The sequence below is a fragment of the Photorhabdus hindustanensis genome (assembly GCF_002968995.1).
GTDB classification, from domain to species: Bacteria; Pseudomonadota; Gammaproteobacteria; order Enterobacterales; family Enterobacteriaceae; genus Photorhabdus; species Photorhabdus akhurstii.
This window is the reverse complement of the sequence record NZ_PUWT01000010.1, coordinates 52,606-66,047: the sequence shown is the minus strand read 5'-3', so window position 1 is coordinate 66,047 and position 13,442 is coordinate 52,606. Positions and strand designations below refer to the sequence as shown.

At 44.0% G+C, this 13,442-nt stretch carries 11 protein-coding genes and 1 pseudogene; 4 read left to right on the top strand and 8 right to left on the bottom strand.

The window, feature by feature from the left end; genetic code table 11:
* Nucleotides 1-402: 402 nt before the first annotated feature.
* From corA to lptM, 7 genes are all read right to left on the bottom strand, one after another.
* Complete coding sequence (gene corA / locus C6H66_RS04810; RefSeq protein ID WP_065388998.1) at nt 403-1,353, bottom strand: magnesium/cobalt transporter CorA; 951 nt, start codon at nt 1,351-1,353, stop codon at nt 403-405.
* A 95-nt stretch (nt 1,354-1,448) separates the two neighbouring features.
* Nucleotides 1,449-3,611: a DNA helicase II gene (uvrD, locus tag C6H66_RS04805; protein WP_479687608.1), complete on the bottom strand. Its 2,163-nt coding sequence runs from the start codon at nt 3,609-3,611 to the stop codon at nt 1,449-1,451.
* 66 nt (nt 3,612-3,677) lie between these two features.
* Nucleotides 3,678-4,394: a 5-amino-6-(5-phospho-D-ribitylamino)uracil phosphatase YigB gene (gene yigB / locus C6H66_RS04800; RefSeq protein WP_046395914.1), complete on the bottom strand. Its 717-nt coding sequence runs from the start codon at nt 4,392-4,394 to the stop codon at nt 3,678-3,680.
* On the bottom strand, nt 4,394-5,305 hold the full coding sequence (gene xerC / locus C6H66_RS04795) for a tyrosine recombinase XerC (protein ID WP_105394935.1): 912 nt from the start codon (nt 5,303-5,305) through the stop codon (nt 4,394-4,396). Before xerC ends, yigB begins: the two co-directional genes overlap by 1 nt.
* Nucleotides 5,302-6,006 (bottom strand): DUF484 domain-containing protein, encoded by a 705-nt coding sequence (locus C6H66_RS04790; RefSeq protein ID WP_105394934.1) that lies wholly within the window; start codon nt 6,004-6,006, stop codon nt 5,302-5,304. The genes xerC and C6H66_RS04790 overlap by 4 nt, the downstream gene beginning before the upstream one ends.
* A 27-nt stretch (nt 6,007-6,033) precedes the next feature.
* The gene (gene dapF, locus C6H66_RS04785; RefSeq protein WP_105394933.1) at nt 6,034-6,858 is read right to left on the bottom strand and encodes a diaminopimelate epimerase; all 825 of its coding nucleotides are present in this window, start codon (nt 6,856-6,858) and stop codon (nt 6,034-6,036) included.
* A gap of 47 nt (nt 6,859-6,905) precedes the next feature.
* On the bottom strand, nt 6,906-7,091 hold the full coding sequence (gene lptM / locus C6H66_RS04780) for an LPS translocon maturation chaperone LptM (protein ID WP_065388992.1): 186 nt from the start codon (nt 7,089-7,091) through the stop codon (nt 6,906-6,908).
* Nucleotides 7,092-7,169: 78 nt separating this feature from the next.
* Here lptM and cyaY point away from each other — a divergent pair, with 78 nt between their 5' ends.
* A complete protein-coding gene (cyaY, locus tag C6H66_RS04775) occupies nt 7,170-7,490 on the top strand; it encodes an iron donor protein CyaY (protein ID WP_105394932.1) in 321 nt (106 codons plus the stop codon).
* A 103-nt stretch (nt 7,491-7,593) separates the two neighbouring features.
* Nucleotides 7,594-8,534 (top strand): annotated as a pseudogene (locus tag C6H66_RS04770) (transposase).
* A 35-nt stretch (nt 8,535-8,569) separates the two neighbouring features.
* On the opposite strand, the gene C6H66_RS04765 reads toward C6H66_RS04770, so the two are convergent.
* A complete protein-coding gene (locus tag C6H66_RS04765; protein ID WP_105394931.1) occupies nt 8,570-11,146 on the bottom strand; it encodes a class I adenylate cyclase in 2,577 nt (858 codons plus the stop codon).
* A 599-nt stretch (nt 11,147-11,745) separates the two neighbouring features.
* On the opposite strand from C6H66_RS04765, the gene hemC reads away from it, so the two are divergent.
* Both hemC and hemD read left to right on the top strand, forming a co-directional pair.
* A complete protein-coding gene (gene hemC, locus C6H66_RS04760) occupies nt 11,746-12,687 on the top strand; it encodes a hydroxymethylbilane synthase (RefSeq protein ID WP_046395908.1) in 942 nt (313 codons plus the stop codon).
* On the top strand, nt 12,684-13,424 hold the full coding sequence (gene hemD, locus C6H66_RS04755; RefSeq protein ID WP_046395907.1) for a uroporphyrinogen-III synthase: 741 nt from the start codon (nt 12,684-12,686) through the stop codon (nt 13,422-13,424). The genes hemC and hemD overlap by 4 nt, the downstream gene beginning before the upstream one ends.
* The last annotated feature ends 18 nt before the right edge of the window (nt 13,425-13,442 follow it).

Here is a 13,442-nt window from a genome sequence, read left to right as displayed (position 1 = left end):
AATTAATGCCTTTTATCGTCACATCTATTTTATCTTTAATAATCAAATACTTTTTTTCAAAAAAATATTTTGACTTAATTCATCCTGTTTTCACATTTAATATAAAATTGTAGGATTAAGGTTAATAATATTTCAATTAAAGAAATTAAAACCCAGACTACATTAAAGATAGAAAACAATAATAAAATCTTATTTTAAAACAAAAAGCAATCCAATTTATATAGCCAATCAGAGATTATATAAACCATATAGAAAAGCATCTTAGCATTAATGTTAAGATTGTTTCCACTCAATAATCAATTTTTTAAAATAAAACCCAATACTTCACAAAAACATTATTAAATCATTATCGTATTATCTCTGTTATAGCCGCTATAATACAATTATTACAGCGGCTATATATTAAAGCCAATTCTTGCGCTTAAAATAGAGATACGGTGCAAGACCGGCAGCAATCATTAAACCAATTGCGCCCGGATAACCAAATGTCCAATGTAACTCCGGCATAAATTCAAAGTTCATACCATAACTGGACGCCACCAGCGTTGGCGGCAGGAATACCACAGAGACAACCGAGAAGATTTTGATAATCCGGCTCTGCTCAATATTGATAAAACCCATTGCCGCCTGCATCAAGAAATTAACTTTCTGAAACAGGGATTCATTATGTGGCAATAGCGATTCAATATCCCGCAATATTTCACGGGCCTGCTCCAGTTGATCACCCGGCAAACGTGCTCGCCTCACCAAGAAGTTAAGCGCGCGCTGAGTGTCCATAAGACACAAGCGAACTTTCCAGCCGATATCTTCCTGTTCAGCAAGACTGGATAAGGCAATATCAAACTCATCACCCTGTTTCCCTTCCATAATGACCCGGCTCAGGGATTCCAGCACACTGTAAATATTTTCGATAACATCAGCCAACTGTTCGATCTTGGTTTCAAACAGATCCATCAGCACTTCATAAGCATTGCCATCAACTAATGTCTGATTACGAGCACGCATACGATACAATCGGAACGCAGGGAGCTCCCGCTCTCGCAATGTATAGAGACGACCATCACGAATAGTAAATGCAACTGTTGCGTTGCCAGCATGGTCTTCCGCGTCTTCAAAGTAGAAAAACGAGTGAACGTGTATCCCGTCTTCATCTTCAAAAAAACGCGCCGACGCCTCAATGTCATCCAGTTCCGGTCGGGTTGCCAGAATTTGGCCTAATTCGTTTTGAACTTGCAGCCTATCTTGCTCTGCCGGTTCAACCAAATCTACCCATAAGGAATCAGATAACTTTTCTCCCTCTTCAAATTCAAGACGGAGCAGGCGATTATTCTCTAACTTAAATGCGCTCAGCATGTATCATAAGTCTCCTTTACTCCCTACGTGATCGTAAGGCGCGAATGTTACGCTTAGAAGAAAAAGCCTGTCAACATTCAACCTGGATATTATTTCTAGACCATTTCAAGTCTGGCATAAGCAGCAACCAGCCACTTAATCCCTTCCCCTTGAAACGCGATTTGCAATCGGCTATGTTCACCACTCCCCTCCATATTGACAATGGTTCCTTCACCAAATTTAGGGTGACGAACACGTTGTCCAAGGGCATAACCGCTATCATTGGCACTGATAGGCGTGCCCAACCGACTATGGCTAACTGGACGAGATACTGTCGCTCGTAACCGAACTTCTTCAATACATTCTGACGGCAGTTCCCCAATAAAACGAGATGGCCGATGATAAACCTCTTTACCATATAAACGGCGACTTTCAGCATAAGTGATGGTCAGCTTTTCCATTGCTCGTGTCAGACCCACATAAGCCAAGCGACGTTCCTCTTCCAGACGTCCACCCTCTTCAATCGACATCTGGCTTGGGAACATGCCTTCTTCCATGCCAACAATAAATACTTGTGGGAACTCCAGTCCCTTAGCCGAATGCAATGTCATTAGTTGCACTGAATCCTGATAGGCATCAGCCTGACCTTCTCCCGATTCCAGCGCGGCATGGGAAAGAAACGCCTGCAATGGCGTCAAATCTTCATCCTCTTCCTGATAGCTAAACTGGCGAGTCGCGGTGACAAGTTCTTCAAGGTTTTCAATACGCGCCTGCGCTTTTTCACCTTTTTCCTGCTGATACATCGCTCGCAGGCCAGAATCACGGATAACCCTGTCAGTCTGAACATGCAATGGCATCTCTTCAGTTTCTGTCGATAACGCGTCAATCAGTTCAATAAAACGTTGCAAGGAAGCAGCGGCTCGCCCGGCCAGCACTTTCTCTTGCAGCAATATCTGGCAACAATCCCACAAAGTTTGCTGTCGCTCTCGCGCCGCCTGACGCACAATATCTAACGTTCTGTCACCAATACCACGAGTGGGCGTATTCACTACACGTTCAAACGCCGCGTCGTCATGACGATTGGCGATCAGACGCAAGTAAGCCAGTGCATCTTTAATTTCCTGACGTTCAAAGAATCGTTGACCACCATAAATACGGTACGGCATTGATGCCTGTAACAGCGCCTCTTCCAATACACGAGATTGAGCGTTGCTGCGGTAAAGTATGGCGCAATTTTTCAGAGCGCCCCCATTTTCAAGCCAGTTTTTTATCCGGCTAACCACATAGCGGGATTCATCCAGTTCATTGAATGCACAATAAAGGGAGATTGGTTCACCCTCTACGCCATCAGTCCACAGATTTTTACCCAAGCGATCACTGTTATTGGCAATCAATGTATTGGCAACTTTCAAAATATTACTAGTGGAACGGTAATTTTGCTCCAAACGGATAGTTTCCGCACCAGAAAAATCTTTCAGGAAACGCTGAATATTCTCAACTTGCGCACCGCGCCAACCATAAATAGATTGATCATCATCCCCGACAATCATCACTTTGCCTGTTTCCCCTGCCAACAGATGAATCCAGGCATATTGAATACTGTTAGTGTCCTGAAACTCATCCACCAGAATATTAGTAAAACGGCCACGGTAATGTTGCAGGATCTGAGGTTTATTCAGCCACAACTCATGCGCTCGCAGTAAAAGCTCGGCAAAATCCACTAACCCGGCCCGATCACAAGCCTCTTGGTAAGCTTGATAAATTTTCTGCCATGTCGCCTCAACAGGATTACCATAACTTTCAATATGCTGTGGTCGCAATCCTTCATCTTTTTTACCATTGATGTACCACATGCCTTGACGAGCCGGCCATTGTTTATCATCCAAATTCATCGCTTTGATAATGCGTTTAAGCAAACGATGCTGATCTTCGCTGTCAAGAATCTGAAAATCCTGTGGCAAATTGGCATCCAAATGATGCGCTCGTAACAAACGATGGGCCAAACCGTGGAACGTACCAATCCACATGCCGCCTTGACTGGTGCCGATCAAATTTTCAATCCGATGGCGCATCTCCGCAGCCGCTTTATTGGTGAAGGTCACGGCCATAATGGAAAATGGCGAAGCTTTCTCCACCGACAACAACCAAGCAATTCGGTGTACCAGCACTCGGGTTTTACCACTCCCCGCGCCAGCTAATACCAACATATTGGTCCGCGGAGCAGCTACAGCTTCCCGTTGTTTGTCATTCAGACTTTCGAGCAGATAGGAGACGTCCATAGTTACCATCAATTGATTAGACAGCGACCCGAGGTTGCTGTGTTTTTATACAGAATAATTTCTTGATTATATCAATGCTGTCAAAGAAGCCAAATTGTAAATCTCAATGTGAGGCAGCAGGCGGCTTTCCGTTGTCTGCAATAGCTTTTTGTTCTTAGTATTTATCCAACAAGCCTGCATACCACTACGCAGTGCCCCTGCCACATCAGTATTCAAATCATCACCGACATGTAAGATCTGCCCAAGCGGTAAATCCAGGCGATCCGCAGCCAAACGGTACATATCGCTGCAAGGTTTTGAGCGCCCGTCAGGGCCAGCTTTCAGCACAAATTTAAAATAAGGAGCCAAACCACAGGCGGCAGGTTCCGCATTACCATTAGTAATGGCGACTAGCGGCATCTGTTCAGCAAGTGCCGCCAGAGTTTTATGTGTTGATTCAGGAATATCAATCCGATTACGCCAGAGTGTGAAATGCGCCATGACATCATCGGCCCCTCGATCAGCGTCTTCACCACTAAAACCGTAATGACAAAACATCAACCTTGAACAGTGCCAACGCCATAAAGTCATGTCATGATAAATTTCAGGATATTGCTCCAATGTCAATTCACGGAAAGCATATAGATCCTGATAATTAAGATGACTAAACCTAGGATCATATTGCCGTACAAAATTCAGTACTTCCTCTTCTGCCTTATCCATGACTGGGTGATTATCATACAGAGTATCATCTAAATCAAATGTCATCGCTAACACTGGCGCAAGAGGCCGGTAAAAACGCATTACGATTTCCCCCGTTTGGCTCTGGGATGGGCTACATCATACACTTTTGTCAAATGCTGGAAATCCAAATGAGTATAGATTTGTGTGGAGGATAAGCTTGCATGGCCCAGCAATTCCTGAACTGCGCGTAAATCACCGCTGGATTCCAGAATATGAGTGGCAAAAGAGTGGCGCAATTTATGAGGATGAATATGGCTGCTCATTCCCTGGCGTATTCCCCACTGCGCAAATCGTTTTTGTACATTACGGGCTGATATCCGCCGCCCACTCTTTGAAACAAAAACAGCATTATCCTCCGGCTCGAAGAGTTCCCGCATCGCCAACCACCGATTAAGCCATTCAACCGCGGTACGTCCCAAAGGCACCTTCCGCTCTTTACTGCCTTTACCTGAAACCCATACTTCTCCACTTTCAAGATCCAGATGCTGGCAATCAAGGCCCACCAACTCCGACAAACGTAATCCAGCACCATACATCACTTCTAACATCGTCCGGTCACGCACCGATAATGGATCATTAAAATCGATATTCAGCAGTTGGTTCACTTCATCCACATCGATATTTTTCGGCAAATGACGCTTAGTTCCCGGCGTGCTGACGGTTTTACTCGGGTTAACGGAAATTTCGCCTTGAATCACCTGCCAATCAAGGAAGCTGCGCAAGGAAGATAAACGCAACGCCAAGCTCGCTGACTGTAAACCAGCCCGACGACTACGCGTTACCAACATTCTCACTTTCGCGGGATCAAGATCTTTCCATTGGCTGACGCCCATTTCTAAAACCATCTCAGCCAATGTGACAAGATGGCGACGGTAATTGATGATAGTCACTGGACTTAACCGACGCTCTACCCTGAGGTAGCGCAAAAATGCCTCAATCGGCTCCAGTAACCGGTCAATTTTCTGCATCATATGCGTTTAATCCAACGAGATAGTATATCCGGCAATAACTTAGCCAGATGCTCAAGCATGTCAGTTCCCATGCCTTCTTGATAATGTTGATGGTTCCGGCTGTTAAATATCACCATACCCAGTTCGCCCCTCATTCCCAGTAGAGAGACAGCAACCGAACCTACCTGCCGAACTTGCGGCAACAACAATAAAATTTCCGGCCCATTTAGCATACCGAGATAGTGGTTTTTATTACCAAAACGCTGAATACGGATTGGTTCAAAAGCATTGCGAGAAAGCGCTAAATTAGGTGCGTCAAGTGGTGCGCCAATATACCATTTATCATTGAAAAGACGGATGCTGGCACTATTTAACCCCATATTCTTAGCCCATGCACTTAACCGACTAAGCATGTCTTGCAAACTCTCTGCCGCAACCAAATCAATCAGTAACTTAAGCAACTGCTCAAACAGTTGTTCATTCACTCTAGCCTGTTCCATGAGCCGAGTTATATCTTCTTCCAGATAAGCAATCCGCGCTCTCTGGCGGTTCATATACCATTCAACCAAAGAAACCGTTTCTCGTACCGGGTGAGGAACCCGCATCTGTTCAACGACACATGCATTACGGATAAAGAAATTGGGGTTTTCCAGCAAATAATCCACGACAGTCTGATCATCAAGTATCTCATTGATGTTCAACTGCTCTTCTTTTTTCTCCATCTCCGATGCTCCGCAGCTCAGAATCAATTACAGATGAATTGCGCCATCATAAACATGCGTCGCCGGCCCCGTCATATAGAGCGGTTTTCCCGGCCCGTCCCAACAGATCAACAGTGAACCTCCCGGCAAATCTACCCGAACATGATTGTCGAGCAATTGCTGCTGAATGCCGACTGCTACCGCTGCGCAAGCACCACTGCCACAAGCTTGGGTTTCCCCAACACCACGTTCATAAACCCGCAAGCGGATATGACCACGGTTTAAAATTTGCATGAAACCAATATTCGCCCGTTCAGGAAATCTTTCGTGGCTTTCCAACGCTGGCCCCAAAATTTCTACTTCGGCCGTTTCCACGTCCGGCACTTGAATCACACAATGAGGATTCCCCATAGAGACAACACCACAAAGCACGGTTCTCTCTACTACCCGTAAAATATAGGTTTTTTCTGCCTTTAACGCACGAAATGGCACATGATGCGGCTCAAATTCAGGTTCCCCCATATTAACGCAAACCTGATCATCATTAGTGATGCTCAACACCATCCGTCCCGATTGCGTGCTGACTTTAATATCACGCTTATTAATTAAACCTTTAAGACGGACAAAACGGGCAAAACAACGCGCTCCATTGCCACACTGTGCAACTTCACTACCGTCAGCATTAAAAATACGATAGTGAAAATCCATATCTGGATCATAAGGCGCTTCAACAATTAACAACTGATCGAAGCCCACACCAGTATGTCTATCTGCCAAACGGCAGATTAGCTCTGGTGAGAAATAAACATTTTGGGTCACAGCATCAACGACCATAAAGTCATTACCCAGACCATGCATTTTGGAGAACTGCATATCATGCTCCACGTAAGCCGTAGTCATTGACTATCGGCTTATCTCGCTTATTTCTGAGAGGTGCTATCCACTTTCTGCCCTTGCTGCTCAGTATTCGCGGGAATCTGAGACGCAGTTGTCGCCTTCTCGGTTGATGGTTGTTCTGGAGGAAAATAGAGAGGGCCTTTTAGTCCACAGCCGGAAAGTATCAATAAGGTTATGATAGCCAGAAATCCGCGTAATTTTTTCTTCATTGCATTAATGCCTGTAATTCATACGTCAATATTCTCTATAATCGCAGTTAGACCTCGAAAAGCAAATAGGAAATGAAGATGAACGACAGTGAATTTCACCAGTTAGCTGACCAACTAATGTTTTATATCGAAGGGCAGTTGGATAATTACGATGGCAATGCTGATATCGACTGTGAAACCAATGGCGGTGTCATGACCCTCAGCTTTGATAATGACAGCAAAATTATTATCAATCGTCAGGAACCGTTTCATCAAATCTGGCTGGCAACCAAAAGCGGGGGTTATCATTTTGACTACAAAGAAGGCCAGTGGATTTGTGACCGCAGCGGCGACAATTTTTTAACCATGCTAGCACACGCCATCACCGAGCAAAGTGGCGAACAGTTCAGTTTTTCGTAATTGAACCTACCCCGCGCCGCGCTGAGGAATCCCAAAAAAATGAGACAGGCATAACATTATGCGATCTACTGACTGCGCTAACAATTTCAACAAGATCACTGCTATGCCTGTTCGTCAAGTATGCCATAATTTCTTCCGGGATGACTTAGCGCCGTTTCATCAATACCGGCAGAACACCCTGATAGATGCCACCGTCGCGCTGCTCAACGGAGCAACGCTAACACTGACCAGTATCGGGCATTTTCTGCCCGCCCGGGCCTAGGTTAAAAACAAAATTAAACGCGTAAGCCGTCTGTTGGGGAATGTGTCACTTCATGATGATATTCCCCTGATTTTTAACCGTATTATCTGGATGTTAACCCGACAACTCTCCTTGTGCGTGATTGCCGTTGACTGGAGTGGATATCCCTCTTAGCAATATCATGTGTTTCGCGCCAGTCTCATCTATGACAGACATTATATCCCTTTATTAAGCCAAATTGGCCCGTCACATAAACAGCAAGATTCACAGATACAGAAGGCATTTTTGAACACTCTGGCCGAAGCGGTCAATCCGAAATCCTTGTCATCGATGCCGACTTTCAGAGTGCCTGACTTAATCACTAGGATGGGACTTTATTGGTCATATCCGGGGACGTGTACAGTTCTGGTTACAAAAAATAGGCAATTCCTGGCTGAATATCTGGGGTCTGGTCTGGAACACTTGTCCGCGCAGAGTATACCCAGTGTCACGGGCATTTTTATCTTCATAAAAACACGCTCAGAGGACGAAAAAATAAACACACCCGTTGTCGTATCTTGCGTCAATCACAGGTAATGGTGGTCGCACTGTCGCAAAAGAGCCGTAGCTCATCTTCAGCAATACAGACGAATTTAAGCCTCGTGAAATCATGAAGTTATACAGTCGCCGAATACAGATAAAGTGAGTGCTTCGGGAATGTCTTACGATACTCTCCATCGATTTTGCTAGTGATAGCACTTGACAATGTATTAAACCATCTCGCCAAAATTTATCGAAATAGGGTTTTGATTTATCAGCACTGAGTTTGTGGGTATCCTTCAGCGCATCGCGGGGTAAATCAGTAATGAGACACAGAACGATAAAATTCTGATCGCTCTTCTCTACCATTTTCCCCATCATGAGTCACACACAAATGTGAAAGGGATGATCCACTAAACGGAATAACCTGAATCTGCCCTTCCATTTGGACGATCTGATAAAACTGCGGCAAGTTAAAGTTGATAAAACTTGATCCGTAGGTAAACCGATCATGAGATGAAGAATAAAACCGACTGACATCTCGTACCAATTCTTCCTTACTTCCTTCACAGTGAGAATAGATTTCTACCCGGTTGGTTTCATCCAGAATATAGATATTAAAACTTTTACTATCTTGCGTATTTTCGAAAAAAAATTGAATAATGCCCTCGCTGGCAAAACCATCAACTACCGCGGGCAAATGTGTCTCTTTGGTATTAATTTTCACCGGCAACCCATGCAATTTGTTATTAGAAATCGCTCCATAGAATTCCACGGCATTTTCCAATTTCTGTACAGATACATTTAGACGCTCAAAGAACAACCCCCAAGTCTGGCCGGCAATACGTAACGCTTTAAAACGACCAGGGTCCTGACGATTGCTGGATAAACGTAATTCAATACATTCAGATACCAGTTGCTGGATACGAGTTCGGATAAGCCCTCGTAAATGTTCGCTGTAACAGAACACTTCAACCGCCGCTGGCGGCGCAGCATCTTGATGCATCTTGCCCAATATGGTCTTCAACGCTTCCAGTACAGATTGTTCACCACTAAAGTGTAAGGTCCGAACTTCATTCCATGAATTACGGTAAAGTAAGTCAATACTTTCCACCAAGCACTGTTGCGATTCACCAAAACTGAATACATCAAGCTTACGGAAATCAAAATGTACAACCTGATTAGAGAACTCAGCCGTCGGATCTTTCTCCAAATTGACAATAATTGCCAAATGGCGAATTTCACACGGACTATAAAGTGCTTTCGGTGTCGGCGCTGGCAAACGGATGGGGAAATGAGCGGAAATATCATTAATCAATTCATGCAGTTTCAGTTCATCACATTGGGTGTCGCCATGATGAATATGGACACACGATTTCTCTGTTAACAAACCATTAAAGTAGGTCCACGACACCAATTTATTAAGATAACGGTTATATTCCAGAGGTTGATGACCAATAATCGATCCAATCGTCGGCGCCTGATTGTAAAGATACCAACCGCTGCGGTTCGCACGTCCTTGAGGAACATAGATAAATGTTAAATTTGTCTCTGACAGGTCTGGCGAAATTTGCGGATTAACCAGCGTTACTTTTCCTGGCAATGCTTCAAATGCAGCATAAAGTTTACGCGTCAGCACACCAATATCCTGTGGACTGGCACTGACACTCAGATTATTACGGCGGGCAAAACGGATAAGATTACGATAGCTCTGCATCATGGTATCAAGCAGTTCATTATGCGCATCACGAACTTGTTCAATTTTCCATGAGTTGCGGTTATCCAAAACATTCAACCGCTCTGGTTCCCACTTCCACTCATAGACCAGTTGAGTCAGAACCTGGCGTCGCCATCCAATGCAACCTTTATCATCCTGATTAAGAGAGAGCTTTTCACAGACTTTTAAATAAAAACATCGACGTATTAGATCTAAACGGGTCGTATCGTTAATTTCCGTCAGATAACGGGTAACACGCTCAAGCATCATACTGTATGCATCAAGGCCAAAGGAGACTATTTCACCAGCATGCAAGCGCTGTTTCATATCCATTGCCAGTAACTTACCATTGGGATATTCCCAAGAATAGGCTTCCAGTAATAAGCTTTTTAATACGGCTTTATAAGGGGAATCGATACTTTTGTAGAGTTGCCATAAGCTAGCGCCAAAATACTCTTCAGCGGATAGTTCACCCAATCCACCGAGATCAAGCCACTCATTTGGCGTCAAAACACCTTGCGCATAAAGGGATAAAACATATTCATCATAATGACGTTCTTCTTCTACGGGCACCATTTCCCATAACAAACGCTTACCCGCCATACGTACAGCGGTACGGTAAAATTCATCAAGTAATAGAATATGCTGAGTAGAACCGCAGTCCTCACCGCCGAGACTACCACTCGCATTATGGCGAAAGCGGTTTTCATCAATAAGAAAAAAGTTAACTTCAATACCAAGCGCTGCCGCCCACTGTTCAATAAGCGTACACTTACGTTGCAGCAAAAGGCGCTCATCATTATCCAGCCATGACTGATGACATACCCAGATATCTAAATCAGAACAACCGCTCTGCCCGATTGATGAGGTACTGCCCATTGAGTAAATACCGGTAATAGGCAGTTCACCATTGGCAGGCTGTTCTATGAAGTGATCTAATTTACTTTCTAAATCATTAAGATAAGATTTTTGTGCTTCATCATGCACGAAAAAACATACGCCATAGGGAACATTACCGTTAATGTAGCCTGGCATCATCGGATGATGATAATGCAGTAATACTGGCAGTAAACTGTATACCTGCTTAAATTCCGCACTCATGGCGGTAGAGGCGCGTTCTAACCTGAGTTGGTTTATCGCATCCAGTCTCTGCTTCAGTGTTTCGATATAAAGGTACAAGACGTCTCGCCCAATTGAGTTCCAGTGCCCAGATAAATCCCCCGTTTCCGGTTGTTATAGCTTGATGGAATTATTTAGAATGATTTTTACCAATTTATTACCGGAAACGTGATCAATTTAACACCTTGTCGATAAACCGTAAAGTCAGTAAAGCAATTGAATTGCGATGTCCTATCGTACGAAAAATCAAATAATACATTGTTATATATGGAAATAATCAAAAAAACCATACCGTTTATACTTTCTTATACGAAAGAAATTTTCTCCGTCCATTTTTTCAAACTAATACGCATAATACCTTGTTATCATCAACCCGATAAAAATGACTCCGTTCACTATATTTTAATTAATGATTCTTTTCATTCAGGATTCCTTAATTACAGAAATAGTTTACTGAAAAAGTTAATTCATAATTAAATCAATCTACTTTTCATTGCCATAAAAATAATTTAAAAATTAAAATTTATTTTACACTTTAACATAACCGACATATCTTCTTCTTAGCCCCTGGCTGGAAAAAAAACGGCTGAAGTGTTAAAACGAGTACTATGTTTTTCATTTATATGACGGCTGAAAATGCCTGAGAAATACAAACATCTATGTCAACTAAAACCATCCGTATCGCAACCCGGCAAAGCCCTCTGGCTATGTGGCAAGCGCTGTATGTTCAGCAAAAACTACAACAATATCATCCAGATCTGGAAGTTCAACTGGTCCCAATGGTAACCAAGGGCGATGTCATTCTGGACACGCCTCTGGCAAAAATCGGAGGAAAAGGGCTGTTTGTCAAAGAGTTAGAATTAGCTCTGCTTGAAGGCCGAGCCGATATCGCGGTCCATTCAATGAAAGATGTCCCTGTCTCTTTTCCAGAAGGGTTAGGTCTGGTCACTATTTGTGAACGTGATGATCCTCATGATGCTTTCGTCTCTGCCAAATATCATTCTCTTGATGAATTGCCAACAGGCAGCATTGTCGGCACATCAAGTTTACGCCGTCAGTGTCAACTCCGTGAATTACGTCCTGATCTGATTATCCGCGACCTTCGGGGCAATGTTGGAACCCGCCTGAGCAAGTTGGATAATGGCCACTATGATGCAATCATCCTCGCCGTCGCAGGATTGAAAAGGTTAAAACTGCATGAGCGTATCCGTACGCCATTGACGGCAGAACAATCATTACCTGCCGTTGGTCAAGGAGCGGTAGGAATTGAATGCCGCCTTGACGACCAGCAAACACAAACTCTGTTAGCACCATTAAATCACTATGATACAGAAATCTGTGTTCTTGCCGAACGGGCGATGAATACCCGGCTAGAAGGGGGCTGCCAAGTACCAATAGGTAGCTATGCCATTTGGCAGGATGGGAAAATCTGGTTACGGGCATTGGTTGGCGCTCCTGATGGTAGCGTTATGATTCGCGGTGAGAGAACGGTTTTACCAAAAGATGCTTGCCAGGCAGGAATTGAATTGGCAGAAGAGTTGTTAGAGCGGGGCGCGCGGGAAATTCTAACCGAAATTTATCGAGGAAATCCCCCCACATGAGCATTCTGGTGACTCGCCCTGCTCCTGCCGGAGAGGAACTAGTCAGAAAGTTACAGGCTGCGGGAAAAACAGCCGTCAGCGCACCCTTAATCAATATTCACCCAGGTTCAGAGCTGCCACAGCTAGCTGAGAAGCTTAACCATCTAAATACCTGTGATATGGTATTTCTATTGTCAAAAAATGCAGTTTATTATGCAAACTCACAGTTAAATAAAATTAATCTATCATGGCCCGACAAGCTGATTTATTATGCTATTGGTAGATCAACCGCTCTGGATTTTCATCAACTAACGGGTATAAATGCTATCTGGTCATCAGAGGGTGAGACCAGCGAAATCCTGCTAAAACTACCATCACTACATCAGGTTGAAAATAAACAAGCTTTGCTGCTCAGAGGAAATGGCGGACGTGAACTTATTGCCCGGACGCTGACAGAAAGAGGCGCCACAGTTAATTATTGTGAATGTTATTTCCGCCAGCCAGTAGACTACCCGGCAGCAGAATTCAGTGCCCACTGGCAAAAGTATGGAGTACAAACTTTAGTTGTAACCAGTGGCGAAATACTGCAACTGTTATATAACTTAATACCCGAAAGTGATCGAAACAGGTGGTTATTGCATTGCCGCCTGATTGTGGTAAGCGAGCGTCTTGCACATACCGCCCGGAACTTGGGCTGGCAGGATGTTAAAGTTGCAAAAAGTGCAGATAACGACGCCTTAATTCAGGCACTAGAATAAACTGACATGGGATGCCCA